This window comes from Listeria innocua (assembly GCF_028596125.1).
Lineage (GTDB): Bacteria > Bacillota > Bacilli > Lactobacillales > Listeriaceae > Listeria > Listeria innocua.
On sequence record NZ_CP117229.1, the window covers coordinates 1,998,952 to 2,025,539 of the forward strand.

At 38.0% G+C, this 26,588-nt stretch carries 25 protein-coding genes; 5 read left to right on the forward strand and 20 right to left on the reverse strand.

Annotated elements, in window-relative coordinates; translation table 11 throughout:
* Positions 1-14 precede the first annotated feature (14 nt).
* From nadB to nadA, 3 genes are read left to right on the forward strand one after another with little or no spacing between them, the layout of a single operon-like run.
* Positions 15-1,469, forward strand: a complete 1,455-nt coding sequence (gene nadB, locus PQQ29_RS10465) for an L-aspartate oxidase (protein WP_187983918.1) — start codon at positions 15-17, stop codon at positions 1,467-1,469.
* Positions 1,466-2,311 carry a carboxylating nicotinate-nucleotide diphosphorylase gene (nadC, locus tag PQQ29_RS10470; RefSeq protein ID WP_187983917.1) on the forward strand — a complete coding sequence of 282 codons (846 nt, stop codon included), beginning with the start codon at positions 1,466-1,468 and terminating at the stop codon, positions 2,309-2,311. Before nadB ends, nadC begins: the two co-directional genes overlap by 4 nt.
* Complete coding sequence (nadA, locus tag PQQ29_RS10475; RefSeq protein WP_187983916.1) at positions 2,308-3,408, forward strand: quinolinate synthase NadA; 1,101 nt, start codon at positions 2,308-2,310, stop codon at positions 3,406-3,408. Before nadC ends, nadA begins: the two co-directional genes overlap by 4 nt.
* A gap of 785 nt (positions 3,409-4,193) precedes the next feature.
* On the opposite strand, the gene PQQ29_RS10480 is transcribed toward nadA, so the two are convergent.
* The 16 genes from PQQ29_RS10480 to PQQ29_RS10555 form a co-directional block, all read right to left on the reverse strand.
* Positions 4,194-4,970 (reverse strand): YlmH family RNA-binding protein, encoded by a 777-nt coding sequence (locus PQQ29_RS10480; RefSeq protein WP_033837754.1) that lies wholly within the window; start codon positions 4,968-4,970, stop codon positions 4,194-4,196.
* A gap of 125 nt (positions 4,971-5,095) precedes the next feature.
* Positions 5,096-5,386, reverse strand: a complete 291-nt coding sequence (locus PQQ29_RS10485) for a YggT family protein (RefSeq protein ID WP_003763260.1) — start codon at positions 5,384-5,386, stop codon at positions 5,096-5,098.
* A gap of 22 nt (positions 5,387-5,408) precedes the next feature.
* Positions 5,409-5,867: a cell division protein SepF gene (locus tag PQQ29_RS10490; protein ID WP_003763262.1), complete on the reverse strand. Its 459-nt coding sequence runs from the start codon at positions 5,865-5,867 to the stop codon at positions 5,409-5,411.
* Positions 5,868-5,870: 3 nt separating this feature from the next.
* On the reverse strand, positions 5,871-6,560 hold the full coding sequence (locus tag PQQ29_RS10495) for a YggS family pyridoxal phosphate-dependent enzyme (RefSeq protein ID WP_033532873.1): 690 nt from the start codon (positions 6,558-6,560) through the stop codon (positions 5,871-5,873).
* Positions 6,561-6,680: 120 nt separating this feature from the next.
* Positions 6,681-7,859, reverse strand: a complete 1,179-nt coding sequence (gene ftsZ / locus PQQ29_RS10500) for a cell division protein FtsZ (protein WP_003769589.1) — start codon at positions 7,857-7,859, stop codon at positions 6,681-6,683.
* A gap of 66 nt (positions 7,860-7,925) precedes the next feature.
* Entirely contained in the window at positions 7,926-9,200 is a 1,275-nt protein-coding gene (ftsA, locus tag PQQ29_RS10505; RefSeq protein ID WP_010991775.1) for a cell division protein FtsA, read from the reverse strand.
* Positions 9,201-9,564: 364 nt separating this feature from the next.
* Positions 9,565-10,377 carry a cell division protein FtsQ/DivIB gene (locus tag PQQ29_RS10510; RefSeq protein ID WP_010991776.1) on the reverse strand — a complete coding sequence of 271 codons (813 nt, stop codon included), beginning with the start codon at positions 10,375-10,377 and terminating at the stop codon, positions 9,565-9,567.
* A 22-nt stretch (positions 10,378-10,399) separates the two neighbouring features.
* Positions 10,400-11,491, reverse strand: a complete 1,092-nt coding sequence (murG, locus tag PQQ29_RS10515) for an undecaprenyldiphospho-muramoylpentapeptide beta-N-acetylglucosaminyltransferase (RefSeq protein WP_010991777.1) — start codon at positions 11,489-11,491, stop codon at positions 10,400-10,402.
* On the reverse strand, positions 11,488-12,855 hold the full coding sequence (gene murD, locus PQQ29_RS10520) for a UDP-N-acetylmuramoyl-L-alanine--D-glutamate ligase (RefSeq protein ID WP_010991778.1): 1,368 nt from the start codon (positions 12,853-12,855) through the stop codon (positions 11,488-11,490). Before murD ends, murG begins: the two co-directional genes overlap by 4 nt.
* Positions 12,856-12,993: 138 nt before the next feature.
* Positions 12,994-13,968 carry a phospho-N-acetylmuramoyl-pentapeptide-transferase gene (gene mraY / locus PQQ29_RS10525; RefSeq protein ID WP_010991029.1) on the reverse strand — a complete coding sequence of 325 codons (975 nt, stop codon included), beginning with the start codon at positions 13,966-13,968 and terminating at the stop codon, positions 12,994-12,996.
* Between the two features lie 46 nt (positions 13,969-14,014).
* Positions 14,015-15,490, reverse strand: coding sequence for a UDP-N-acetylmuramoyl-L-alanyl-D-glutamate--2,6-diaminopimelate ligase (locus tag PQQ29_RS10530; RefSeq protein WP_010991030.1), 1,476 nt, complete (start codon positions 15,488-15,490; stop codon positions 14,015-14,017).
* 171 nt (positions 15,491-15,661) lie between these two features.
* The gene (locus PQQ29_RS10535; protein WP_187983915.1) at positions 15,662-17,920 is read right to left on the reverse strand and encodes a penicillin-binding protein; all 2,259 of its coding nucleotides are present in this window, start codon (positions 17,918-17,920) and stop codon (positions 15,662-15,664) included.
* Positions 17,917-18,279, reverse strand: a complete 363-nt coding sequence (gene ftsL / locus PQQ29_RS10540; RefSeq protein ID WP_003723754.1) for a cell division protein FtsL — start codon at positions 18,277-18,279, stop codon at positions 17,917-17,919. Before ftsL ends, PQQ29_RS10535 begins: the two co-directional genes overlap by 4 nt.
* A gap of 16 nt (positions 18,280-18,295) precedes the next feature.
* Entirely contained in the window at positions 18,296-19,234 is a 939-nt protein-coding gene (rsmH, locus tag PQQ29_RS10545) for a 16S rRNA (cytosine(1402)-N(4))-methyltransferase RsmH (RefSeq protein ID WP_003769598.1), read from the reverse strand.
* 12 nt (positions 19,235-19,246) lie between these two features.
* Complete coding sequence (gene mraZ / locus PQQ29_RS10550) at positions 19,247-19,678, reverse strand: division/cell wall cluster transcriptional repressor MraZ (RefSeq protein ID WP_003763280.1); 432 nt, start codon at positions 19,676-19,678, stop codon at positions 19,247-19,249.
* A 203-nt stretch (positions 19,679-19,881) separates the two neighbouring features.
* A complete protein-coding gene (locus PQQ29_RS10555; RefSeq protein WP_187983914.1) occupies positions 19,882-21,129 on the reverse strand; it encodes an MDR family MFS transporter in 1,248 nt (415 codons plus the stop codon).
* 114 nt (positions 21,130-21,243) lie between these two features.
* Between PQQ29_RS10555 and PQQ29_RS10560 the strand changes: the two genes are divergently transcribed.
* Positions 21,244-23,016 carry an SgrR family transcriptional regulator gene (locus tag PQQ29_RS10560; RefSeq protein WP_187983913.1) on the forward strand — a complete coding sequence of 591 codons (1,773 nt, stop codon included), beginning with the start codon at positions 21,244-21,246 and terminating at the stop codon, positions 23,014-23,016.
* Here the strand turns inward: PQQ29_RS10560 and PQQ29_RS10565 are convergent.
* From PQQ29_RS10565 to PQQ29_RS10580, 4 genes are all read right to left on the reverse strand, one after another.
* Positions 22,988-23,374 (reverse strand): DUF3397 domain-containing protein, encoded by a 387-nt coding sequence (locus PQQ29_RS10565; protein ID WP_003769601.1) that lies wholly within the window; start codon positions 23,372-23,374, stop codon positions 22,988-22,990. The two genes, PQQ29_RS10560 and PQQ29_RS10565, sit on opposite strands and share 29 nt — an antisense overlap.
* A complete protein-coding gene (locus PQQ29_RS10570) occupies positions 23,367-24,272 on the reverse strand; it encodes a 2-dehydropantoate 2-reductase (protein WP_153648695.1) in 906 nt (301 codons plus the stop codon). Before PQQ29_RS10570 ends, PQQ29_RS10565 begins: the two co-directional genes overlap by 8 nt.
* A gap of 150 nt (positions 24,273-24,422) precedes the next feature.
* The gene (gene rpmF, locus PQQ29_RS10575; RefSeq protein ID WP_003726143.1) at positions 24,423-24,596 is read right to left on the reverse strand and encodes a 50S ribosomal protein L32; all 174 of its coding nucleotides are present in this window, start codon (positions 24,594-24,596) and stop codon (positions 24,423-24,425) included.
* 91 nt (positions 24,597-24,687) lie between these two features.
* Complete coding sequence (locus PQQ29_RS10580; RefSeq protein ID WP_003769603.1) at positions 24,688-25,224, reverse strand: YceD family protein; 537 nt, start codon at positions 25,222-25,224, stop codon at positions 24,688-24,690.
* A 129-nt stretch (positions 25,225-25,353) separates the two neighbouring features.
* Between PQQ29_RS10580 and PQQ29_RS10585 the strand changes: the two genes are divergently transcribed.
* Positions 25,354-26,529 carry a nucleotidyltransferase gene (locus tag PQQ29_RS10585; protein ID WP_187983912.1) on the forward strand — a complete coding sequence of 392 codons (1,176 nt, stop codon included), beginning with the start codon at positions 25,354-25,356 and terminating at the stop codon, positions 26,527-26,529.
* The last annotated feature ends 59 nt before the right edge of the window (positions 26,530-26,588 follow it).

Sequence of the window (26,588 nt, forward strand, 5' to 3'; positions counted from 1 at the left end):
AAGAGGTGGAAATGATGACAAAAGAACGAGTTATTATCATTGGGAGCGGTATCGCAGGTTGCACTGCTGCCCTCAGATTAATGCAGGACTATGATGTGACAATAATCACAAAATCTCATAAAGAAGAAAGTAACTCGATGCTCGCTCAAGGTGGTGTCGCCGCGGCTATATCAAAAAGCGATACACCAAAAAAACATTTTAGCGATACCTTTCAAGCTGGCTGTTTTCATAATAAAGTTCGCGCTGTAAACCAACTTGTGACTTGTGGCCCGATTGTGATCCAAAAATTAATAAATGAAGGAATGACTTTTGACGAAAAAGATGGCGAACTTTCACTTGGATTAGAAGGCGCGCACCAACTGCCTCGTATTTTGCATTCAGGAGGAGATCAAACCGGCAAATTCCTTACTACATTTTTGCAAGAAAAATTGACAAAGGTTAACTGGCAAGAGCAAAAAATGGCTATAGAGATTATTAAACATGACGGTAGAGCAATTGGGGTTCACTGTTTAGATAAAGAAAACGAGCTACATACTTATTACGGCGAACATATTATTTTAGCAAGTGGCGGACTTGGACAACTTTTTCCTGTAACCACTAATGCTGCAACTATTTCTGGAGACGGCTTGGCTCTTGCTTACCGAGCTGATGCGACACTATCCGACATGGAATTTATTCAGTTTCATCCAACCTTACTTTTTCTAAACGGGCGTTGTCATGGCTTAATTTCTGAGGCAGTCCGCGGCGAAGGAGCTACACTTATTCGCGCGGATGGTTCTGCTATTATGGAAACCGTGCATCCACTGGCAGATCTTGCTCCACGTGATGTCGTTGCAGCCACACTTTTTGAAGAAATTGAGCGTGGTAACCCAGTGTTTCTTGATATTACTAAGGTGGCTCATTTTGAGAAGCGATTTCCTGCAATTACAGCCAGCTTAGACGAGCACCAAGTACCATTTCGCGAAACAAAACGAATTCCAGTTCATCCAGGTGCGCATTTTTTAATGGGTGGTGTTCGAACGGATTTGAACGGCAAAACGAATATCCCTCATCTTTATGCCATTGGTGAAGTGGCAAATACAGGTGTACACGGCGCCAATCGTCTCGCCAGCAACTCCCTTCTTGAAACACTTGTTTTTGGTGAAAAAGTAGCGGAATATATCCACACGCAAAAAACCAACCGAATAATAGCTCCAGAGAATCCCCCCACTTATCAAACAACAATGCCCCATTTACCTGAAAAACATATACTCCAAGAAAAAATTTGGGAAACATTAGGAATCACACGAAAACCTGAGAAAATCACTGAATTTCTCCATTGGTTAGAAACATTTGATTACGCTAACCACACGAGAGAAACAGCTGAAACAAGTCATATGATTATTACCTCAAAATTAATTGCCGAAAGCGCCTTAAAACGAACTGAAAGCCTTGGCGCACATAGAATTTTAAAAGGAGTAACGAAATGAACTCAATACTTATGAATCAAGCAATTCAAGCATTTTTATTAGAAGATATTGGTCAGCATGATTTAAGCTCAGATAGTATTTTCTCCAGTGAAACAATGGGAGAAGGCGTTTTTATTGCGAAGGAAACAGGTATTCTTTGTGGCATCGCTATCCCGCCCAAAGTATATGAAATCCTTGGTGGAAACGTGCATTTTGAAGCCGTAAAAAAAGATGGTGACACAATTAAAAAAGGAGACATTATCGCGACTGTCTCGGCCCCTGTTCGCACTTTACTTTCCGGTGAGCGTGTTATTTTAAATTTAATGCAACGAATAAGCGGTATTGCTACCCAAACCCATATTGCCGTAAAACAGTTAGACGATTCGACTATTCGAATTTGTGATACAAGAAAAACAGCCCCCGGTCTCCGTGCCTTCGATAAATACGCCGTACAGAGCGGTGGCGGCTTTAACCACCGAAATGGTCTGTACGATGGAGTCATGCTAAAAGATAACCATATCGCCTTCTCTGGTGGTATAACCGAAGCTGTTTCTACCGTTCGTGAAAAACTTGGACATATGGTAAAAATCGAAGTCGAAACAGAAACTGCCTCGCAAGTAAAAGAAGCCGTTCAAGCTGGTGCAGACATCATTATGTTTGATAACCGCACACCAGAAGAAATCAAACAACTTGTTAAACTAGTGCCAGACCATATTACTACGGAGATTTCCGGCAATATCACTTTAGATAATATTAATCATTATAAAGGCTCTGGTGCGAATTATATTTCTTTAGGATCACTAACGCATTCGGTTCGCGCTCTTGATATTAGTTTTAATAGTAAAGGAGGTATAAAAGCATGAATTTACTGGAAACAGTGGAACAAGATACGATGCCGGCTCGTTATAAACATATGACCGCACAAGAAATGATAGCTCGTGTGACAGAAATCAAGGCACAGCTCGGCGAAGACCTTTTTATTCCTTGCCACCATTATCAAAAAGATGAGGTCGTTCCTTTTGCAGATGCAATTGGCGACTCTTTACAGTTAGCACAAATTGCTGCAAATAATAAAAAAGCAAAACATATCGTTTTTTGTGGTGTTCATTTTATGGCTGAAACGGCAGATATGCTTACGACAAATGAGCAGATTGTGACGTTACCGGATATGCGCGCTGGTTGTTCGATGGCGGATATGGCGGATATTCACCAATTAACCAACGCTTGGCCAAAGCTCCAAACCCTTTTTGGCGATACGATTTTACCTGTCACTTATATTAATTCCACGGCTGCGATTAAATCTTTCGTCGGCGAGCACGGCGGTACAACAGTTACATCCAGTAATGCAACCAAGATTGTCTCATGGGCACTTCAGCAAAAAGAGCGGATTTTCTTTCTTCCAGACCAGCATCTAGGTCGGAATACAGCTTTTGAACTAGGCATCCCGTTAGAACATATGGCCATTTGGAATCCGATAAAAAACGAACTAGAATATGACGGTAACCTAGATGATTGTAAAGTAATTTTATGGAAAGGCTACTGCTCTGTCCACCAACATTTTACAGTTAAAAATATCGAAAACATTCGTAAAAATCATCCTAACATGCGAATTATTGTTCATCCTGAATGTACGCATGAAGTCGTTTCACTAGCAGATGACTCTGGATCAACGAAAAAAATTGTGACAGAAATAAGTACCGCAGCACCTGGCACCGAATGGGCAGTTGGTACCGAAGCCAATCTGGTCGGCCGCATTATTCAAGAAAATCCCGATAAAAAAATCGTCTCGCTCAACCCTTTTATGTGTCCTTGTATGACAATGAACCGAATCGACTTACCTCATTTACTTTGGACACTCGAAGCTATTCAAAACGGCGAACAAAGAAATCAAATCAAAGTAGACGAACATACAACCAAATTTGCGCTAAAAGCATTAGAAAGAATGCTCCAATTAAGCTAATAAAAAAACGAAAGCAGTGGCTGCTTTCATTTCAGCTCCATGATATTTAAAAGCTTTGAATATCCACCCTAATTATATATCGAAAACGTGCATTTACAGTGATGGTTTTGTGTATATTTTTGGTATACCTACTTTTCACATTATTTTAATCTTATAAAACAGTTTTTCTCAACAAAAGTAAGATTCAAATTAAATAAATTTTGTAGATTAGCAAAAGTAACTTATGTTGTTTTGAAGTTATCATTTTTAGTTAGTATTTTCATTCAAAATCTCCCTTTTTAAATATAAAATAATCATATTCTATTATTCACATAAACTCAAATTCCACTAATACCCTTTTTGCGATTGTACTTTTACTAACTATTTCTACATGCTATAATATGATAGGTAAGCAAGTTTATGGTGGTGGCTAGCTCTTTCAACAAGAAAGGGTGATGCCTATGAATACTTTTGTTAGGATTGCCTGGAAAGGATAATCCATGACCGTTTATGAAGCACTGTCTTTTGCAGTTGCTTTTGCGACCCTGGTGTTGCTATTAAACAGTCAAAATAACAAAAAAAAATAACCACTTGTAAACTTTTGGCGAAGTTAGTGGTTATCTTATAACTATTTAGCTAGTGGCCACCTTAATTGGGCTTACACTGGAGAGTCATGTTCACGCATGGCTCTCTTTTCATATATATAATAACATAACATAAAACCATTTGACAACATATGACACTATATGACATTACGTACTACACAGTACTACATATGAAACGAAAGCAGCAACTGCTTTCGTTTTTTATTTTAAATAACCAATTTCAATTCGAATTTTATCTTTTTTCGTCCTGCCACCAGTCGATAATACTTTCACTCTTCCGTATCCACGAGCTGATAATACGTCTTCTTCCTCACATTCAAAATCCGGATTTTCCACTGTTTTCCAGTTTACTTTTACAAGTCCCGCGGTAACTAATTGTTTCGCTTTTTGCCTAGAGATATGGTGCGCATTACTAATAATTACATCGAGTCGCATACTAGAAACAGTTAAGCCCATTTCTTCCCAAACGACTGGCGCATAGACAGCATTCGCCAAGTCAGTTTCTTCTAACATCACATTCACTTTACCGATTTTTTCAAGCTGTAATGTTAAATAATCCTTCATCGTACTTTCTACTAATAACTGCCATTCACTACCATTATTTAAAATATCACCAAAAATATCGCGTTTCATTCCAAGCGACATTAATGTACCGAGAATTTTTTGATGCGTGAGTGTCGTGAATTTCACCGGGTAGCGAATATGGAACAAAGCCACCTCAAAATCCGCTTCTGTTGGGGTATAATAATCAGGATAAATCAGTGCGCGCCGACGTTCTGCATGCGGAACCCCACCAAAAAACTGGACGCCAATATGCTCATAACCACCAATTACTGTCTCGGTAATATAACGTTGCCTCGGGTCCAAAAAATCCGTTAGTTGCGGTGTATATTCATTTTCAACTTGCATCGTAATTCCTAATATCTTATCAATAAATGCGTATTCTTCCGCGCGAAAATGCTGATATATTCCATCCATCATCTTTTCTCCCTTTCAATCCATTCCGAGTCTTTAGCCCTATTATACCATGAAAAAAGCTGCTACTCTGCTAATCTTGCTTCATTATTCAAAAAAAGCCACCCATTAGAAAACGGGTGTGCTTTTTAAAATAGCATTGGAATAACGTACACTTGAATTAATCCAGTTAAAACTCTCATCGCATATTGGAAAATGAAATAAGCCACAAGGGACGAAATATCAAACATACCAATCGGCGGAATAATTCTTCTAAAAGGCTCTAAAATCGGTTCAAAAATACGTGCTAAAAATTGACCGATTTTCGATTCTCTTGCACCTGGAAACCAGCTCATCAAGAAATAAATAAACATTAGTGTTGGCAACCATCTAATAACAAATAAAATGACTTCCACCACTTGATATAAAATACTTTGCAATCTAGTTTACACCTCTAATTCATTACATAAAGTTTTGTTCATCAAGCATTTCGGAAATAGAGCCATTTACTTCAACGTTATCTGGAGTACATAAGAAAATATTATTTCCAACACGTTGAATATCTCCACCTAACGCATAAACAGTACCGCTTAAGAAATCAACAATACGTGTCGCTTGGTCATGGCTAATGCGTTGTAAGTTTACAACAACCGTTTTATAATCTTTTAAGTAATCCGCAAGTTCTTGGGCTTCTGCATATACTCGCGGTTCTGCGAGTACCATACGACTAGAAAACTGTGCTCCCTGCATACTAACCACCTTCGCATCTTCTTCTTCAACGGCATAAAAACGATTTTTACTAGGTTTTTCTTTCTTCGTTTTCTTTTGCATAGGTTCTGGTTCCCTCGCTACTTCTTCTTCATAATATTCTTCCTCTTCATCTAAGAAAAAGAATGACTTAAATTTATTCGATAGTCCCATTTGTTACACCTCCATATTATCGTCACTCACCAAAGCTCTTCCTACTCGTATAAATGTAGCACCTTCTGTAATCGCAATTCCGTAGTCGTTTGTCATCCCCATAGATAACTCAGTACACGGAACATTTTTTAACTGAAGCGCATGAATTTCTTGCTGCAATTGCTTTAACTCATGAAATACGTGATGCAGCTCTTTGTCACTATTTGTAATAGGTGCCATTGTCATTAAACCAATAATCTCAATAAAATTGAAATCTGCTTCTTGTAAAAACGACAACGCCTCTTCTTTTGAAAAGCCATGTTTACTTTCTTCCCCAGAAATATTCACTTGTAAGAAACATTTAATTGGTTTTGTTGCTCGCTTTTCAATTTCTTTTGCAAGAGAAGATCGGTCAAGCGAATGTAAATAATCGATTTCTGGTAACACATCTTTTACTTTACGTGTTTGTAAAGAGCCGATGTAGTGCCAACAAATGTCATCCTTATCCGCAAGTTCTCTAGTTTTGTCTAGAAATACATCTGCCCGATTTTCACCAAAGTGACGAATTCCTAAATCATACAGCTCTGTGATTCCAGCTACATCAATCGTTTTTGTAACAGCTACTAAAGTTACATCTGCCTGTTGACGATTGCTTTTTTCACAAGATTGTTTTATTTGTGCTGTTACTTTTTCTAAATTAGCTTGTTTTGTCATTTGTTTAATCACCTTATATAATTCCCGAAGCGCTTCATTTAAAACGCTTCTTGTTATAATCAGATACCCGGTCACTTAATCACGCATTAACAGTGGCCGGGTGAAATTGTGTTATAAGTATTATCCGCGACGGTTACGGTTACGGATAAATGCAGGTACATCAACGTCTGAACTGTTTTGTTGTGGTTCAGCTTGTGGTTGTTCGTGTACCGGATTATTTCCTTGTTGCGGTGCATTTTGCGCGTAATCATTTTGCGGCTCATCTTGCACAGCATAGCTTGGACGATTCACTTGAATGGATTGGTTAGGACGACGATTCGCTTGCGCTTGTTGTTGCGCTTGTTTTTCTTCATCAAAACCTGTTGCAATAACAGTTACAATCAATTCATCTTTTAATTCATCGTTAATAACAGAACCGAAGATCATGTTTACATCTTCATCAGAAGCGCTAGAAACGATTTCTGCTGCTTCTTGTACTTCATAAAGACTAAGGTTAGATCCACCAGTAATGTTCATTAGAACGCCTTTAGCTCCATCAACGGAAGTTTCAAGAAGTGGCGAAGAAATGGCTTTTTTGGCAGCTTCTGCGGCACGGTTTTCACCAGTTGCAATCCCGATACCCATAAGTGCAGAACCACGATTAGTCATAATTGTTTTTACATCGGCAAAGTCTAAGTTAATTAAACCAGGAACGGCAATCAAATCAGAAATCCCTTGTACCCCTTGACGTAAAACATTATCTGCTTCACGGAAAGCTTCAAGCATTGGCGTATTTTTATCAACAATTTGAAGTAAACGGTCGTTAGGGATAACAATTAAAGTATCCACCGCTTCTTTCATTGCTTCTGTTCCAGTTAGGGCTTGTTTCGTACGTTTTGGTCCTTCAAAACCAAATGGTCGTGTAACAACACCGACAGTTAGAGCGCCCATTTCTTTTGCGATTTGAGCGATAACAGGTGCAGCACCAGTTCCAGTTCCGCCGCCCATCCCAGCAGTTACGAATACCATATCAGAGCCTTTTAAAGCTTCTTCAATTTGTTCGCGACTTTCTTCTGCTGCTTTTTTACCAATTTCAGGTACAGCACCCGCGCCTAAACCACGCGTTAATTTTGTACCGATTTGTAATTTTGTTTCTGCTTTTGCTAAATTAAGTGCTTGAGCGTCTGTATTAACGGAGATAAATTCTACTCCTTGAACACCATGCTCAATCATACGGTTTACAGCGTTGTTACCGCCGCCGCCAACACCGATTACTTTAATTGTTGCCAAACTTTCTGAACTAGTGTCAAATTCTAACATATTATTGCCTCCTATTTGCCGATTTATACAATTTGTTTTTCTTGCTGCCTTACCAGCTATTCGCTTTTATTCAAAAAATGCGCCGAAAAAATTCTTCATTTTTGTTGATACTTTTTCGTCATCTGATTTTTTTGGTTTTTGTTTAGGTTGTTTTGGTGCTTCGTCATCATAACGAGGCTCACTTGCGGTGCTGCTTACATCGCGACCTTCTAATTCAGCCATTTGGTATGCATATTTTATCAAGCCTACCGCTGTTGTGAAGGATGGTTCGCGAACACCGATATAATCAGGAATTGCCAGTCTAACATGTGCTGCCAATGTTTTCCCTGCTAAATCAATAGCTCCTGGAATTGCCATTGAGCCACCAGTTAATACGTAGCCTCCTGGAAGATGCGTTTTACCTACGCGATTCAATTCTTCTACAACTAATTGGAAAATTTCTTCCATACGAGCTTCGATAATATCCGCTACTTCTACTTGTGTAAAATGTTGTTTTTGGTCACTACCGATAACATCAATTGCAAAAACTTCATCCGGAGAAGCATCATCATAAAATGCGTAACCGTGCTCTAATTTAACACGATCTGCATTGGCTGTAGATGTATTTAGTCCAAGTGATAAGTCTTTGGTGATATTATCTCCACCCACTGGAATAACACCAGTGTAAGTTAACCTTCCTTGCTCAAACACGCTAACAGTTGTCGTTCCTGCACCAATATTCACAAGAGCAGTACCGAATTCTTTATCGTCTTCAGATAAAGAGATAGATGCCTCAGCAAGTGGTTGTAAAGCAATATCAGAAATCTCTAGACCAGCACGTTCCACACAACGTAACGTATTATGTAAAATTGTTTTTGAGCCAGTGATTAGTGTGCCTTCCATTTCTAAACGAACACCAATCATTCCACGTGGATCGGTAATCCCAGTTAAACCATCCACAACAAATTGATCAGGAATAGTATTAATAATTTCTCGTTCAGGAGATAGAGGAACGACTTGAGCGGCATCCATCACATTCCAGACATCTTCATCTGTAATTTCCCGGTTTTCGCTACCTACTGCCACAATTCCTCGGCAAGCTTCTAAATGTACCTGACTCGATACTACCCCAACGATTACTTGAGAAATTTCAACGCCAACCATTCTTTCTGCTTGTTCAATTGCCTTTTTAATGGATTCTACAGTCTTGTCTATGTCGATAATAATCCCTTTTTTAATTCCGGATGACTCGACATTCCCAACACCGATAATATTGAGTCTATCGTCAGCCATTTCCGCGATGATTACTTTCACAGAAGCTGTTCCAATGTCCAAACTTACATAAATTTCGCTATCACCCATTTATCGGCACCTCCTTTTATTCTAGTCATTTAAAGTATAATATTTCATTTTTTATACCGAGCAAAGCCGGTTTTTTTAACTTGCTTGAAAAAGCGGTGTTACTTCTTTATTTATATGGCGTCAGTGTAGAATGATTCCCCATTCTGCCTAACATACAAAATCACTTATTTACAGTCTACACTAAGAAAGAAGGTAATAAAAGCACAAAGAACAATTTTTGGCAAATTCTTAAGATATTTTTTTCATTTTATTCAAAAAGCGAACAAGTGTTGGTATCGCAAGCTTGCAGGTCATCATTTTGTCACCTTTTTGACATATCTGTTAAGTGCTAGTTCGCCAAAAATGCGAGAGAAGAAACAAGTCTTTATTCGTTTTCTTTTTTCTTCTCCGCGGCTTTTTCTTCGGCAGCTTTTTTTTCGGCGTTTTGTTGATAATAACTTTGGAAATAAGAACCTACTTCAATATCAATCACGCCTTTTTGTCCTTTCGCTAGTTGAGCGACAATTGCTGGATAATGCTGCATCTTATCTGCAAAACTACTTATATCCGCTGAAACTTGATTACCATCATTCATATATAATTCAATATGATTTTGATCGGTCTTCGTAGGACTATAAATCACTTCGGAAATAGAATTCACTACATCTTTTGGTAGTTTATTAATTTGCGCTACCATTTTTTCGAGCGTTTTACCATTTTTAAAATTCTGGAACAGTAAGTCGTTCCCTATTGGAAATTGTCTTGGTTGGTCTGTTAGCATAATGCCATTTTCAAGGACATCATAGTATTTACCGTCATTTTGTTGGTAACCAATCGTTTTATATTCTGTAATGTTAATTTTCACATCATTTAGGCCATCTTTAGAAACGGTTGCGTTTTTTATTAACGTATTTTTCTCGAGCTTTTCTTCGGTTTTTCCGTTTCTTATTCCAAGGACAAATTCACCGGCAGTAAGCCCGCTTTCTTTACGAACTTCATTTTCAGTTAGTTGTTTATTTCCACTTACAGCAATTTTATCTAACTTGCTCAATGGGGAAAGGAAATAAAGTGTAATTAAGATTAAAATCGCAAAAATTCCGATTAAAATGGCTAAATGTCTTATTAACTTTTTTTTGCGGTATTTTTTTAATTCAGGTATACGGTTTTCGATGGAAACTACTCGTTTGTTTTCAGCCATTTTATTCGCCCCCTTCTGCAATTTATTTCATAATACTAAGGACTGTTTCTACCAGTTTTAGAGCTGCATCTGGGCGCCCCATTTGTTTAGCACTTAATTTCATACTATTTAATTTTGCTTCATCTGTTAAAATCGCATCTACTGTCGCCATTAAATCCGTCTCTTTTAATTCAGACTCGGTAATAACCACAGCCGCATTATTTTTTTCTAACGCGCGTGCATTATATTCTTGATGATTCGCGGTCACATAAGGGCTAGGTATTAAAATACTTGGCACCCCAAGCGCTGTAAGTTCAGCTAATGTAGTCGCTCCTGCTCTTGAAACAACAAGTGTCACAGCATTTAAAATCTTAGGCATATCATAAATAAATGGTTGAACACTAATATGATTCCCTAAATTCATCTCTCCTAAAGAATCTTTTATCTTTTCAAAATGGACATCACCTGTCACATACAACAATTGAAAATCTCGTTTATTCCATTCCGGCAAGATTGCTTCCACAGCTTCATTTATACCTCGAGCACCTCTACTACCTCCAAAAACAAGCACAGTAGGTTTTCCTGAAACTAAACCATATGCTTCTAGTGCGCCTTCACCGTCCACACCAACTACTTCTGAAGCTCGTGGATTTCCAGTGAAAACAATTTTCTCAGAAGCAAACGAATCACTTACTTCTTCAAAACAAATCGCGACTTTATCTGTGTAACGGCTTAAAAATTTATTTGTTAAACCAGCAATACTATTCTGTTCATGGATTAAAGTTGGTATTTTAAGTTTAGCGGCTGCATAAACCACAGGACCGCAAACATAACCCCCAGTTCCAATTACGACATCTGGTTTAAATTCGCGTAGAATTTGTTTGCTTTTTTTAGCTCCACTTAGAAAACGCATGACTGTTTTGATATTTTCAAGAGATAATGAACGTTTAAACCCGGTAATTTCTATTGATTCAAAAGGAATACCTTCTCGTTTAACGATTCCTGCTTCTAAGCCTTTTTCTGTTCCAATGTATAAAAATTCCGCTTCTGGATGTACTTTTTTTAATTCTCGGATGAAAGCAAGTGCTGGATAAACGTGACCTCCAGTACCACCACCGCTTATTGCTACTTTCATTTTTCCACCTCTTCTATTAGTTCACTGATTGCGTCCATGTAGGCATTTCCGCGAACTTCGAATGTCCGGTATTGATCCCAACTTGCACAAGCCGGTGAAAGTAAGATTATATCTCCTGGTGCTGACTCGCGATATGCAACCGGAACAGCTGCCTCTACATCATCCACATAATGCACTTCAATTCCTGCAATTTTTCCTACTCGACCAATTTTATCTGCCGTTTCACCGAAAACAATAAGTGATTTCACATTTTTGAAAAATGGTAGCAATTCGTCGAACGAGTTTCCACGGTCCAGTCCTCCAGCAAGTAATACTACTGGATTTTTAAAACCTTTCAATGCGCTTTGAGTTGCTAAAATATTAGTTGCTTTAGAATCGTTATAAAATTTACGTCCTTGCCATTCCACTACAAATTGAGTTCGGTGCTCGACGCCTTTAAATGTTTCAAGGACATACATAATTTCTTCATTTGTCACACCTAAAGTTTTGGCTACTGCTACAGATGCTAAAATGTTTTCTAAATTATGTTCTCCCGGAAGTAAAATGCTATCACGTGATCCGATTACTTCATCGTCAAACATAATATTGCCATTTTGGACGTAGCTTCCTTGTTCTAAACGCTGCGTTGTTGAGAAAGGAATAACTTGTGCTTTTGTTTGTTTAGTTAAATTCTTCAATTCTTCTTGATCCCAATTAATTACTAAGAAATCGTCTGCTGTTTGATTTTGTTGAATGTGCCATTTTGCTTGTACATATTCACTGCGGTCTGTATGGTAGTCTAGATGCGCTTCATAGATATTTGTAATTACAGAAATATGTGGCTTAAATGTTTGTACACCCATTAATTGGAAGGAAGATAATTCCATCGAAATATATTGATCGCTTGTTGCGTTTTCTGCAACAGCTGATGCCGGAAAACCGATGTTTCCTGCAAGCAAAGAGCTATTTTCTTTGTGTGCATTTAACATATGGTGAATAATCGTTGTTGTAGTAGTTTTCCCGTTAGTTCCAGTAATACCAACTATCGGCGCTTCAGAAATTTGGTAAGCTAACTCTACTTCTGTAATAACTGGAATTTTGAGTTTTAAAGCTTTTTCAATCATCGGGTTGTTATACGGGATCCCCGGGTTTTTAATTACGAGTTCAAATCCTTCATCTAATAATTCAATCGGATGCGATCCACAAATAACTTTAATCCCTTGTTCAAGTAATCCTTGTGCTTCTGGATTTTCACTAAAAGGTTTTTGATCGTTTACTGTGACGAATGCTCCTAATTTATGCATAATTGTTGCCGCGCTAACACCACTTCTTGCAAGACCTAAAACAAGCACTTTTTTGTGATGGTACATTTCAATTTTTTTCATTTCCTTTGGTTCCCCCATTTATATCAAAATTGGCGGTCGATTCTATGAGATTCACAAAAACGACGGAAAGCGCCAACCAGATTCTGTAAAAAACAGCCAACTAGAGACGCTTTTGCCGCAAAAATTACGGCGCTTTATTTAAAAGATAACAACACAGACTGAAATAATTGCTCCGATTAATCCGATTCCCCAGAACGTTAAAACAACACGCCACTCGGACCAACCACCAAGTTCGAAATGATGATGAATTGGTGTCATACGGAAAATTCGTTTTCCTCCCGTTGCCTTAAAGTAAAATACTTGTAAAATTACAGATGCAGTTTCAATAACGAAAATAATTCCGATTAAAAGTAACAACCATTCTTGATGAACTAAAATCGAAACAGCTGCGATACTTCCACCTAGAGCAAGCGAACCAGTATCTCCCATGAAAATTTTCGCTGGATTTTTATTAAATAGAAGAAATCCAAGCATTCCGCCTACAATTGCGAAACAGAAAATCGCTACGTCCATTTGTTCTTGGTAAAAAGCAATCACACCAAAAGCAGAGAATGCAATAACAGATAGACCAGAAACAAGTCCGTCTAAACCATCTGTTAAATTAACTGCATTGGAGAAACCAACTAACCAGAACAAGATAAAGATAATGAAGAACCAACCAAGATCAATTTCCGTATTCGTAAATGGAATCTTAAGCGTTTCTGCAAAATCACTAAAATGATACACAAGATAGAATAAAATCGAAATCGCAACTTGACCTAAAAACTTCTGCTTCGAAGTGAGACCTAAGTTACGTTTTTGAACTACTTTGATATAGTCGTCCAGAAAACCTAATGCGCCAAATAATGCCAGCGTAATGAATAGTAGCCAAGTAGCCGCACTAACTTCACCACTGATGAATGAAAAAATCAAAAAGCTAATGAGCATGGCAGTAATAAAAATAACCGCACCCATAGTTGGTGTTCCTGATTTCTTTTCGTGCATTTTCGGGCCTTCATCCCGAATACTTTGGCCGAATTTTAATTTCACCAAGAAAGGTATAAATAGTGGGACACCTATCACCGTAATGATAAAAGCCACTGCAAAAGTTGATACTAACATGTATAAAGACACAATAAATTCTCCCCAATCTGTTTGTCAAAGCACTTCACTTCATATTTTATGCGAGTCCGAGTTTTTTTTCAATAGCTATTCGAGCTTCTACGCGATCATCGAAATCAATAACCTCATCACCAATCACTTGATAATCTTCATGCCCTTTACCAGCAATCAGAATGACATCCCCTGCTTCTGCCATATTTACTGCATAACGAATGGCATCGCGACGGTTCTCATGAACAACGTATGAATCGCTCCCTGGAACACCTTGAATCATATCTTCAATAATCGCATGTGGGTCTTCACTACGCGGATTATCTGATGTAAAAATTGGATTTGTCGCATAGTCAACAGCAATTTTTGCCATTTGTGGTCGTTTTCCTTTATCACGGTCACCACCACATCCTACGACAACAAAGACACGTTTTTCGGCAAATTCATCAATCGTTTGTAGAACATTTAACAAGCTGTCAGGTGTATGAGAATAATCCACTATTACTGGAAAATCTTGTCCTGCATTTACAAGCTCAAAACGTCCTTTTACCCCTGGAATGCTCTCAACCGTTGCAATTGCATTTATAACTGGAATACGTAGCGCAAAACTTGTAGCAATCGCGGCTAATACATTATATACGCTGAAATTTCCAATCATTTTTATTTTTAATGCGAAATCTCCCACTGGTGTTTTTAAATCAAAAGTTGAGCCATGACTTGTAATTTGGATGTTAGATGCGCTAAAATCAGCCGGTTCTTTTATCCCAAAAGTTATAATGTGCGCGGCTGTTGCTGTTTGCATTCGAACGCTTTCTTTATCATCTGCATTTAAAACAGCAATTTTTGGATTACTCAAGTTATAACTGTTACCAAGCTGCGCGAACAACAAGCTCTTAGCGTAAGCATATTCTTCCATTGTATGGTGATAATCTAAATGATCTTGAGATAAATTCATAAATACTGCTACGTCATAATCTGAACCGTATACGCGGCCTTGAACTAATGCGTGAGAAGAGACTTCCATTACTGCTGTACTCACACCACTCAGAAGCATATCGCGAAAAGTTTCTTGCAAGGTTAGACTGTCTGGCGTCGTATTTTTTGTTTCTAAAATTTCATCGCCAATTTTACGATACATCGTACCAATCAAGCCAGTTTGCTCGCCGTTTTCGCGAACAATTTGTTCTACTAAATGGCTAACGGTTGTTTTACCATTTGTCCCTGTAATCCCAACTAGTTTTAACGCTTGGGTTGGAGAACCATAAAAGTAATCCGCTAGCATTGCCATTGCTCGTTTAGAATCTCTAACATAAAGAACTGGCACGGAAACATCTAATTGTTTTTCAGCGATAATTGCTACTGCACCAAGCTGAACGGCACGGTCAGCAAACTGATGTCCGTCCACTATTTCTCCATCTATACAAATAAATAAGGTACCTGGTTGTACTTTTCTACTATCTTGCGCAATTTGGTTAACTTCAATTGCTGCACTTGCTTCTCCAGTATAGACCGGGATAGCTTGCATTAGTTCTTTTAACTTCATTCTTGCCATCTCCTCAAACTTATTCTTTCTGTTAGTTTTGCTAAAATCAAAAAGAATCCTTTTCTATCTTAGCAAAAACAACAAAGTATATCTACCACGACTAAAGACATAGATTGCTTTTAAAGTTAGAAGTATGCCACTTTACTCAGCTGACATACTTCTATCTTCCTATTATTCATTCAATAAATCACCTATACCTGCATTTTCTCGGATGTCTGTCGCTTTTTTATTTTGCTCCGCTGTATCTTGGTCATGATTTTGGTTGAAATCACCAATTTGTTCTGGCGAGGCGAGTGTTATTTCCATTTTCGTTTCACTATTGATTACGCTACCTGCCGAAACGCTTTGACTTTTCACATAACCATTTCCACTAAACTCAAAAGGAATACCAGTGATTTCTGAGACTTTTAGCGCGTCAACTTTCGACCAATTCACCATATCTGGAGCAGTCATATCTCCATCAGTCATCAGAATTACTTTTTGTCCTTGCATAATTTCGCTATTTGCTAGCGGAAGTTGTTGAACAATTTTTTTGCCATTACCAACAACTACTGGTTCAAGCCCTTTGTCTTGTACAGCTTTTTTAGCTTCGTCTACTGTTTTTTCAGCTACAACAGGAACTTTTTCACTAGCTAGTTTTTCAACATCGCCCGGTTTAATGTTCATGTATTGTAAGCTGTTTTTCATTACAGGATTAAATACTTCGGAAACTGCTTCCCCACCTGTTTGGCTACCAGATAGTTGCGGTTGTTGCATAGTCACATATATCACGAGTTCGGGATTATCAGCAGGTGCCATTCCTAAGAAAGAAAAAATATAATTTTCTGCCCCAGTCATGTACTTACCTGTTTTTGAATCTGGAATTTGTGATGTTCCTGTTTTACCAGCTACATCATAACCAGGAATCGCATATAGTTTACCTGTTCCGTTTCGACCGCTAATAACATTTTTTAGTTCATCTCGAGTTTTCTTAGCTGTTTCGGCGCTGATTGGTTTTCCAGCGATTTTGGTTTTTGTTTCTGTCTCTTCTCCAGTATTCGTATCTTTGACGCTTGAAACCACATAAGGCTCTTTCATCGTGCCGTCACTTGCAATAGCAGATGCGGCTTGAATCATTTGCATCATCGAAACTGTTGTACCTTGACCGAAGACAGTCGTTACTTTTTCAATCGGGTAGTTATAAAGAATTTTTCCTTTTGTTTCATTTGGTAAAGCAATGCCTGTTTTCTTGCCAAAACCAAATTTATCTAAATAGGTTTTAAATGTATCAGTACCCATTTTGTTTAGGAGTTTAGCGAACGCAACGTTACTAGAACGTTCTACGCCTTCGCGGTATGGAATCGAGCCCCATCCATTCCCATTATTATGGTCATGAATTGCGATATCGCCAACTTTATAGGAACCTGATTGATAGTATTCGTTTGGATTATAAACGTTTTTATCAATAGCAGATGCTAAAGAGATAATTTTCATTACGGAACCTGGTTCATAAGCATATTCCACTGGTAAATCTTGCCAAATGCTTGAACTGTTTCCAGTAATTGTCGACCTGTCAGCTGGATTAAATGAAGGACGTTGACTAATTGCCAAAATCTCTCCTGTTTTCGGATCTGCAACTACGGCCATCATATTTTTTGGTTTATATTTTGCATCGACAGTTGTCATTGTATCTTCTAAAAAGGTTTGGATTTTTTTGTCCAATGTTAAGGTAATATCCTTACCGTCTTTTGCTTCTGTTACTTTGTTTTTTGAGTCAGGCAAAATATAGCCCATTCGGTCGGTGCTATAATCGATTTTCCCATTTTTGCCTGTTAGTATATCGTTATAGCTGGATTCAATTCCCATTTTACCTTCTAATTTGGTAGTGTTTTTTTCTTCTTCTTGTTGTGCAAAGCCGATTAATTGTGTCGCGAAAGTACCATTAGGATAGAAACGTTCTGATTGACGAGTAAACTCAATACCTGGTAAATTTTCTTTGTCGATTTTAGCTTTTGTTTCTGTAGAAATATTTTTTCCCGCAGAGCCAAATTCAACTTGGTATTTACCTTTTTCATTGAGTTTATCTAGAATATCAGATTCGTCCATAGGAATATATTTTGCAAGAATACGAGCTGTTTTTTCTTCATCAACTACTCGCATCGGATTTTTCGTTGTTTTGGATAATTTTTCACTAACTACCGCTGCAATCGTGTAAGAAGCCGTATCCTCTGCTAACACTTCTCCTTTTCGATCTAAAATGGAGCCGCGTTTTGCTTCGAGAACACTGCTTTTTAAATGTTGTTTAGATGCTTTAGCTGCTAGCGGAACCCCATTTGCTTCTCCCGTAATTTGCAAATAAAGAAAACGGCCAGAAACTAAGAGAAAGAGAATAGTGAAAAAGATAAAAAGCACTAAAGCTCCCCTTCTCATGTTACCTATACGCCGTTTCATTGACCATCTACCACTTTCACATTATCGCCATCAAGTTTTAACCCTTTTTCTTTAGCGATTTTCAAAATACGTTCATATCTTCCTAAATCTTTTACTTCTACTTTTAAGTCTTCATTTGATTTTTGTTGTTCGAGAATTTTTGTTTCTTTTGTTTGAATTTCTTGGTTCACTGTATAAATTTGAGCTTGTACACTGATGATTCGAAAAGCAACAACTAAAACAATCGCAAGCGCAATCGTGATGATTACTTTTTCTCCAAGTGTCATTTGACCACGTTTTAGGATTTGTTTTTTAGGTTGTTCCGCTTCTCTATGTACTCTATTTGGCTCGAGATTTGATTTATAGGCGACATTGCTCACATTTTTTCAACTCCTGCTATTTAATAATTTTTTCGATTACACGTAATTTTGCAGAACGTGCTCGGTTGTTTTGTTCCAGTTCCTCTTCACTTGGTACGATTGGCTTTCTTGTAGCAAGTTTGAAATCTGGTTTATATTCATCTGGAATGACTGGAAGACCTGGTGGTAAATCTGGTCCTTTTGTCGCTTCTTGGAATAAGTGTTTTGTTATGCGGTCTTCTAATGAATGAAACGTGATTACGCTAATTCTGCCGCCTGGTTTTAATAATGTTAAGGCATTTTCAAGAGAATCTTCTACCGCACCAAGTTCATCGTTAACGGCAATTCGGATTGCTTGAAAAGTACGTTTCCCTGGATGTCCGCCTTTTCTTCTTGCTGGCGCCGGGATAGCTGTTTTGATGATGTCTACTAGTTCGCCGGTTGTTTCAATAGGTTTTACTTCACGACGACGTTCGATTTCACGAGCAATTTGTTTAGAGAATTTTTCTTCGCCGTATTGGAAAAAGATGCGAATCAAGTCTTGGTAAGACCATTCGTTAACAACTTTTTTCGCCGTCAGTTCTTGCTCTTGATCCATACGCATATCAAGTGCTGCATCTTGGTGATAACTAAAGCCGCGTTCTCTTTCGTCTAATTGAGGGGAAGAAACACCTAAATCATATAAAATCCCATCAACCGCTTCAATTCCGCGCTCGTTCAAAGCTTCTTTCATATAGCGGAAATTTGATTTAATAAAAGTTACTCTATCGCTATATTCTGCTAGTTTAATTTTTGCATTATCAATTGCTGTTTGATCTTGGTCAAAAGCAAATAAGTGCCCTTGTTCATTAAGCTTATTTAGTAAATACTCTGAGTGACCTGCGCCGCCAAGTGTTGCATCGACATAGATTCCGTCTGGTTTTACTTCAAGCATATCGACTGTTTCATGTAGTAATACGGTTTCGTGCTTAAACATGCAAATTCCCCCTTAAATATCAAAGCCAATCATATTTTCAGCTAAATCAGCAAAGGACTCTTCTGCCTCGTTAAAGACATTATCCCACTCTGATTTACTCCAAATTTCAATACGACTTGAAACCCCGATAATTACTGTTTCTTTTTCCAAATCCGCATACTGTAGTAAGTTGGATGGAATGTTTATCCGGCCTTGTTTGTCTAGTTCGCATTCAGACGCACCGGAAAAGAAGAAACGTGTAAAGGAACGAGCATCTTTTTTAGTAAGTGGTAAGGTTTGGAGCTTTTCTTCAAGCTTTTTCCATTCCTCTTGTGGATAAGCAAATAAACACTTATCAAGTCCTCGGGTTATAACAAAATTATCCCCCAAAAGCTCACGGAATTTAGCTGGCACAATTAATCTGCCCTTTATATCGATGTTATGTTGATATTCTCCCATGAACATTAGACTTCACCCACTTTCCTAAATACCACTTTACCACATCTCCCCACTTCGCACCACCCAAAACCTAAAAAAGTGTAAAAAAAAATCACTCTACTATTTAAGCAGAATGATCAAACCCTTATTTAAAGCCATTTTAACTACAATTCCTTTTTAAAAATGATTGTGGGGCCGGGTGGAGGGATTCCCCACTTCTCACCCAAAAACTATTTTGCTAATACTTTTTTCCAGCCCGATTTTAATGCAGCCGCGGAAAAAATAATACTTAAAACCCCAAGTAAAATCGTAAAAGTCGCCATACCATACTTACCAATAAAAGGTGCAAATACAAGGCTCACTGAACCAATCATTTTACCAATTTGGAAAATAATACCATTAAACGCCATATATGCCCCGCGTCTGTCATCGTCCACAATTGCTGCTAAAATCGTTTGACGCGTAGGCACGTAAAGCAACTCTCCAATAGAAAGAACTGCCGTCGCTAGTAGTAAAACGGCTAGATTATTCGCAAAGGCACACACCGCAAAACCTATAGCAAATAAAGTAAACCCAACGTACATAATAGGTTGTTGCGCTCTTTTTGTTACGAACCTTGCAACCGGAACTGTGAAAAGAACGATAAACAAAGTATTCACTGCCGTTAAAACGCTGACTATTTGTACGCCATTTAGTGTAATGTTGCCGAGTGGGCCGAAATGAACGAGCAAAGCCTGAAAATCTTCAGCTAAACGTACGGAAATATAATTGCTCCGTTGAAATTCAATCGACATAACTGCAATTCCACCAAGAGTATATAGAAGAAAACGGTAATCATGTAACACTTGCCCATAATTTTTAAGCATTCCTACTAACCCGTAAGACCCTTTTTTTAATACTGCTTTTTGCTTTAAGGTTTCTGAAATCAAGCTTATAGTAAGCCATGCAGTGACGAATGACATAATGAAGAGCGCAACGAGTAACGGAAATAAGTAATCGACGAAAAACCAACCACCTACAATAATCCCTATCATCATAGATAAATTATTTGCCCAGTAACTAACCGAATACATAAAAGAACGATTTTCCGGCGTACTTACATCAATCAACATCGCTTCTCCAGCAGGATTTATGAGTCCTTGCGCCACACCAATTAGAAGTAGCATCACAAACGTTATCCATGGTGAATGGAAAATCGGTGAATTACAAAGCACCATTCCTAGAAAGGCAAATACTTTAAGAAGTTCCCCTGCCACCATCAGTTTTTTACGACCAATAATATCCGCCAAATGCCCGCCATACATACCCGCAAGAAACTGCGCCAATACGTTAATCATCAAGAGAATTCCCGCGACCTTACTATTAATTTCCATTGAAAAATAAATTGCCATAAAAGGAAAAATCATTGACCCGATTATTTTACTTAAAAATTGAATCAATATCCGCGCACGAATATTTGGATGTAACTCTTTAAACATGGAATCCCCTCCATTGCAATTTTTCTGACTTCTCTGTTAGTATAAAAGGGAAACAGAAAGATAAAAAGGGTATTTAAAAACAGAAATTGTCCCCTTTTAGATTGGAGCTGGCTTATGGACAAAGATTATTTCACTATGCGCGCGCATTTATATGAACAAACTACAGATTTAGAAGTACCTTTTAAACTAAATAATTTAGCAGATATTTGGTTTTGTACTACTAAAAATGCCAAGCGAAAATTGCAGCAATACCAATCAAAGGACATGCTCACTTATTTACCGGGGCTTGGTCGCGGAAATGTTTCACGGCTTATTTTTCCGAAACAATTAGAAGATGAAGTTCTGGAAGTTTTGGAGCAAAGTTTAGCAAAAGATGCATTTAGCGATATATTATTTCTACTACAATTACCAATACCAAAAAGTTGGTTTTCGAGTATATCTACTGAAATTCAGCACATGTTTGGTTTACAAGTAACAGAAAATCAGCAAGAAATACTCCGCTCTATTGTCCGGCGTAAACTTACTACGCTTGATCCGCTGCAAACCTCTGTTTCAATGGAAGCTTTTTTAATTACACAAATCAGTGATACTCTTATAAAATATGATGAACAAAAAAAGACTATCATTCCCCATATTGCCCATAATTGGAAAGTTTCCGATGATTACACAGAATGGACTTTTTATTTACGCAAAAGTGTTTTATTTCATCATGGGCGTATGCTTGATAGTGAAGACGTCAAGCACACCCTACTCCGTTCGAAGGAAACAAATTCGGTAAGCGCCTGGCAACTAAAATCAATTAAAGCAATTCAATGTGGAAATAAATTTACCATTACGATTTATTTAAACAAGCCAGATCCTTTTTTTATTCGCTATTTATGTACTGCCAATATGGCGATTTTGCCACGCGACGTGGTTTTCAATGAGTACAAATGGATTTCAACGGGGCCTTTTCGGATAGTTGAGCGAAATGATGAACGTCTAGTTTTAGAAGCATTTGACGCTTATTTTTTAGAACGCCCTCTTCTTGACCGAGTAGAATTTTGGACAGCTCAAACTGGAGACACTTTAACAAACATTCCGATGCAGTTTACTTCCGTTGATTACGAGGAAAATAAAGCTTATGTTGAACGTCGCAAACTAGGTGTCGGTGTCAACTTTATTTGCTTTAATACCCATCGGCAAGGCGTCCCGCAACATCCAGCTTTTCGCGAAGCAATTTATCAACTAATAGATTGCCAAATAGCTAGTGAGCAAGGTTTCGAAAATTACGGCACAATCGCTTCGAATTACTTTCCAGAAAAATCGATTGCTCCTATTAAAAACCCTGACAAAATTGCCGACTTATTAAAAGAAGCAAATTACCAAGGAGAAAAAGTCATATTTGCAACAACACAGCATCCTACCGCTTTAAAAGAATCGAAATGGATTCGCGACCGGGCGGCACAATTCGGAATTACGCTTGAGCAAAAAATCATAACTCATCATGAAGCTTCTTATTCAAATGTACCAAAAGAGGAAACGGACTTGATGATGATGGGAGAAATTCCAGCTTCTGATAACGAGATGGCTTATTTGGATTTCTTAAATAACCCTTACCTTTTACCACAACAGCTACTTAATCCAAGTATTCTCCTCGAACTTTCGAAAAAATTAGATGCAATGAAATTAGAAAAAAGCGCCTCCAAAAGAGACGCTTTGCAAACGAATATCGATCGTTATCTAACCGAAAATAACTATTTAATTTATTTACATCATCCAGAAAAAAGCCAATCGCTCCATTCCATGATAAAAGGTATTGCAGAAAATCCATATGGCTACTTTGATTTAAGTAAAGTATGGATTGAAACAAAACCGCTTAAAAAAGTAAAATCAAACTATAAATAATGCCATATAAATAAAAAACGACATATAGTAAGGCGAAAATGAAGAAACAAAGTCTCCAGTAACCACGAAGGATTTTGCGAAACTGAATCTCGCCTTCTTTTTTTGCAGCTAACACCACAATAACGATGCCTAAGATAAATAAAAACAACAAAATATAAAGTAAAAACGAACGGTTAAAGATAACAATCATAAAAAAGTGTACCGCGATAATTAAGAAAATTGTCGATAAATCCGCTGCCAACATAATTCTCCGTTGCGGTTTCCGAAATTTAAAACGCGCTAAAAACAAAGTAAGTACAAATACCACTACGGGTAAAATAATAATAATAGCAGTTGAATTAGTTAGCCAATCAAACATGACGTTCTCCTTCCAATCCTTTAATAATCTGGTAAAGTGTCCGAAGTGTAGGAAGGGAAGTTTCTGTTTGGTCCCCTTTTTCTAAAATTGGTAGCACAATCCCATCAATTTCTGTCATACGTTCATTCATACAGTCAAGTGCCATCGAAGAAAAGTTAAGCGCAGTCGTTCGGCAAATCGTCTCGACTTTCTCTAATGCATTTTCTATCGGTAAGACAGTTTCAACTTCATTTACTACCCTTATTAACAAACGATGCCATTCTTGATTTTCTAAAAGTTTCCCATTTTGAACACCAAGTACCGCTGTTAAAGGGTTAATCACTGCATTTATAAATAATTTTTCTTGGATAATCGCTTGATAATTCGCATGTTTTTCAATCGGAAAAGCTGGGCTAGACGTTAGTAATTCTTTTAGGTCGTCATTCAGTTCTCCTTGGAAAATGCTATATTTTGTTCGGCCGTGTCCGCGCCAAATAACGGTCGTATCATCCTCGCGACCTGCCCCGTGCTCACTAATGCCTAATAAAATCGTGCGTGTTGTCCCAAGCTCACTTAAGCGTTCTAGATGTCCTGCACCATTTTGAATGAATAAAATCGGGATTTTTGTCGGTAGTTTTTGAAGTATTGGTATTATTTCATTTAAGGAATACTGCTTTACGGCGATAATTAGTAACTGTTGTTTAGTTAACTGTTCTTCTTCGGTAATCTGTGCTGCATGAATATGTATATTTTTTGTTGTTTCATTGTCTATTAATGAAATTCCTTTTTGATTTAATAAATCCGCTTGTTCTTTTCGATGTGTAAAAAGGGTGAGCTTAGATTTATCAGCGAAATTAGCTGCGTATAACAGTCCCATTGCTCCCGCGCCAATAATCCCAACATTTATTTGGTTTACCATTGATTTTCAGCTCCATATTGGTTGATGCTTTTATTTTATCAGAAGTGGCGAGTCTTTGCACTTTTGCGCGCAAACAAAAACCTCGAAAGACCCATGGCGTCTTTCGAGGTTCGTCTTCAACAAGTGAAACGTCACTTGTTTTTAACAATATTAGCTGTTTGCTACATCTTTGCCATCATATTGTCCACATTCTGGACATACGTGATGGGAAAGTCTGTATTCGCCGCAATTCGAGCATTCGTTCATGCCCGGAAGTTGAAGTTTAACGTGTGTACGACGCTTACGCTTTTTGGCTTTTGAAGTTCTTCTAAAAGGTACTGCCATTTCCTTACACCTCCTTGACGATAACTAAGTACTTGTATCGTTAATCTAAGAAAAATAAATTCCTTAATATATTCCAGCTTCACGGGGAAGTTTAGTCTTCTTTTTTCTCATCGAAAAAATCGGCTAATCCCGCAAGACGAGGATCCACTTTTGGTTCTTTTGCTATTTGTTCTAGTAGGTTACCTTCTTCTGTTTTCATTTCCCATTCTTTGCCTCGTGGAAGCTTACTCATTTCGAGTGCGTCTTCACTGAAAACTTGCATCGGAATTTCAACTAGTAAAAGTTCTTCTACTACAGGGGTTAAATCGACCATATCCTGTTCCATCACATGCCAAGATTCATCTAGAACTTGTTCTTTGGATTTCACAAAGGTTTCCGTCGCATGCACTTCATAAGGATAAATAACATCCTCAAGTGTACGAGCACATGGAAGTGTCCACTCGCCTTTCATTGTAAGGTTAGCGGTAACTTCTTCTGGGTGTACAATTAGTTCCCCAGTTACTTGTACGGGGCTTGCATCGCGAACGTCTATATTGTTCTCTTGAAAGAACTTTTTTAGGTCAGCTTTTTCATTAATCGTGAAGTTGCTGTCACGATATTTTTTCAATTGACTGATAGACCATTTCATCCTACATCACTCCAAGCGCAACACAAAATATTATAGCTTTTTTAAAGGCTTTTGTCAATGGTTTTTCAGGGACCGAAACTAGCGGCTGAATTTTATGCTAAAATAGATTATCTAAAGGAGGGAACCGAAATGAAAGCAACTGGAATTGTGGTCGAATATAACCCTTTTCATAATGGCCACCAGTTACATTTAAATAAGGCACGTGAACTTACAAAAAGCGATGTGGTAATTGCGGTAATGAGTGGTTCTTTTGTACAGCGCGGCGAGCCAGCAATTATACCTAAATGGGAACGAACAAAAATGGCCCTTGCAGCTGGCGTCGATATGGTTATCGAGCTCCCTGTTTCGTTTGCGACACAACATGCGACTATTTTTGCGGAAGAGTCTATTCGACTATTAAATACGCTTCATATAGATACACTTTTTTTCGGAAGTGAGCACGGGGTTAGTGAAGATTTTTCTGCCGCTGCTAAAACCGTTGTTGAAAACGAAGCTGCTTTTAATGAAGCCATTCAGCTTGCTTTAGGCGATAAGAAAACATCGTATGCGAGAGCTTATACAGAAGCTTTTACACGTTTATTTGGAAAAGAACTACTGGATCTCACTAAGCCTAATAACATTCTCGGTTTCCACTACGCACTCGCTATTCAAAAACAAAATCCTTCGATTGCACTTCAAACGATGCCGCGTGAACATTCGGGCTATCACGATGCGGAAGCAAGCCATGATTATATTGCTAGTGCAACCGCGATTCGAAAGTTACTCCTTGCTGGGAATTTAGAAGAAGCTAGTCGCTACCTTCCCGATTCCTCTATAGAAGTTTTAAATAATTATCGCGGACCATTTTTATCGTTTGAAGATTATTGGCCGCTTCTAAAGTTTCGTTTAATCCAAGCTAGTTCGGATGAGCTTGAAGGGATTCGCGGGGTTAGTGAAGGAATTCAAAATCGAATGCAACTTGCGGCAAAAAAAGCGCATAGTTTTTCAGATTTTATTGAAATAATGAAAACAAAACGTTACAGCAACGCACGATTACAACGAACGGCGTTACAAATTTTATTAAATGCCCAAAATACGCCTCCAGCAGAGCCCTATATCCGAGTTCTTGGAATGAGTAAAACTGGTCAAAAATATTTATCGCTCCATAAAAAAAATATTTCGCTGCCTATTGTTACGACTGTTTCTAAAGCAGAACCAAGTCTTTTAAAAGAAGATTTACGGGCGACAGACATTTATACGCTAATAAATGGATTAGAAGATTATCAAGCGGGCGACTTTCATACTCCACCAATTCTAACCTTGTAAAACTTTACAAGGTTTTTGGTTGACTTTCATCGTTCTATTTTGCTAAGATGTTTGTCCGA

Coding starts and splice junctions, on each gene's coding strand:
- nadB (WP_187983918.1), top strand. CDS start 15: ATGACAAAAGAACGAGTTATTATCATTGGGAGCGGTATCGCAGGTTGC.
- nadC (WP_187983917.1), top strand. CDS start 1,466: ATGAACTCAATACTTATGAATCAAGCAATTCAAGCATTTTTATTAGAA.
- nadA (WP_187983916.1), top strand. CDS start 2,308: ATGAATTTACTGGAAACAGTGGAACAAGATACGATGCCGGCTCGTTAT.
- PQQ29_RS10480 (WP_033837754.1), bottom strand. CDS start 4,970: ATGGATGGAATATATCAGCATTTTCGCGCGGAAGAATACGCATTTATT.
- PQQ29_RS10490 (WP_003763262.1), bottom strand. CDS start 5,867: ATGGGACTATCGAATAAATTTAAGTCATTCTTTTTCTTAGATGAAGAG.
- PQQ29_RS10495 (WP_033532873.1), bottom strand. CDS start 6,560: ATGACAAAACAAGCTAATTTAGAAAAAGTAACAGCACAAATAAAACAA.
- ftsZ (WP_003769589.1), bottom strand. CDS start 7,859: ATGTTAGAATTTGACACTAGTTCAGAAAGTTTGGCAACAATTAAAGTA.
- ftsA (WP_010991775.1), bottom strand. CDS start 9,200: ATGGGTGATAGCGAAATTTATGTAAGTTTGGACATTGGAACAGCTTCT.
- PQQ29_RS10510 (WP_010991776.1), bottom strand. CDS start 10,377: ATGGCTGAAAACAAACGAGTAGTTTCCATCGAAAACCGTATACCTGAA.
- murG (WP_010991777.1), bottom strand. CDS start 11,491: ATGAAAGTAGCAATAAGCGGTGGTGGTACTGGAGGTCACGTTTATCCA.
- murD (WP_010991778.1), bottom strand. CDS start 12,855: ATGAAAAAAATTGAAATGTACCATCACAAAAAAGTGCTTGTTTTAGGT.
- PQQ29_RS10530 (WP_010991030.1), bottom strand. CDS start 15,490: ATGAAGTTAAAAGAACTAATGCAAGCTATCCCGGTCTATACTGGAGAA.
- PQQ29_RS10535 (WP_187983915.1), bottom strand. CDS start 17,920: ATGAAACGGCGTATAGGTAACATGAGAAGGGGAGCTTTAGTGCTTTTT.
- rsmH (WP_003769598.1), bottom strand. CDS start 19,234: ATGTTTAAGCACGAAACCGTATTACTACATGAAACAGTCGATATGCTT.
- mraZ (WP_003763280.1), bottom strand. CDS start 19,678: ATGTTCATGGGAGAATATCAACATAACATCGATATAAAGGGCAGATTA.
- PQQ29_RS10555 (WP_187983914.1), bottom strand. CDS start 21,129: ATGTTTAAAGAGTTACATCCAAATATTCGTGCGCGGATATTGATTCAA.
- PQQ29_RS10560 (WP_187983913.1), top strand. CDS start 21,244: ATGGACAAAGATTATTTCACTATGCGCGCGCATTTATATGAACAAACT.
- PQQ29_RS10565 (WP_003769601.1), bottom strand. CDS start 23,374: ATGTTTGATTGGCTAACTAATTCAACTGCTATTATTATTATTTTACCC.
- PQQ29_RS10570 (WP_153648695.1), bottom strand. CDS start 24,272: ATGGTAAACCAAATAAATGTTGGGATTATTGGCGCGGGAGCAATGGGA.
- rpmF (WP_003726143.1), bottom strand. CDS start 24,596: ATGGCAGTACCTTTTAGAAGAACTTCAAAAGCCAAAAAGCGTAAGCGT.
- PQQ29_RS10580 (WP_003769603.1), bottom strand. CDS start 25,224: ATGAAATGGTCTATCAGTCAATTGAAAAAATATCGTGACAGCAACTTC.
- PQQ29_RS10585 (WP_187983912.1), top strand. CDS start 25,354: ATGAAAGCAACTGGAATTGTGGTCGAATATAACCCTTTTCATAATGGC.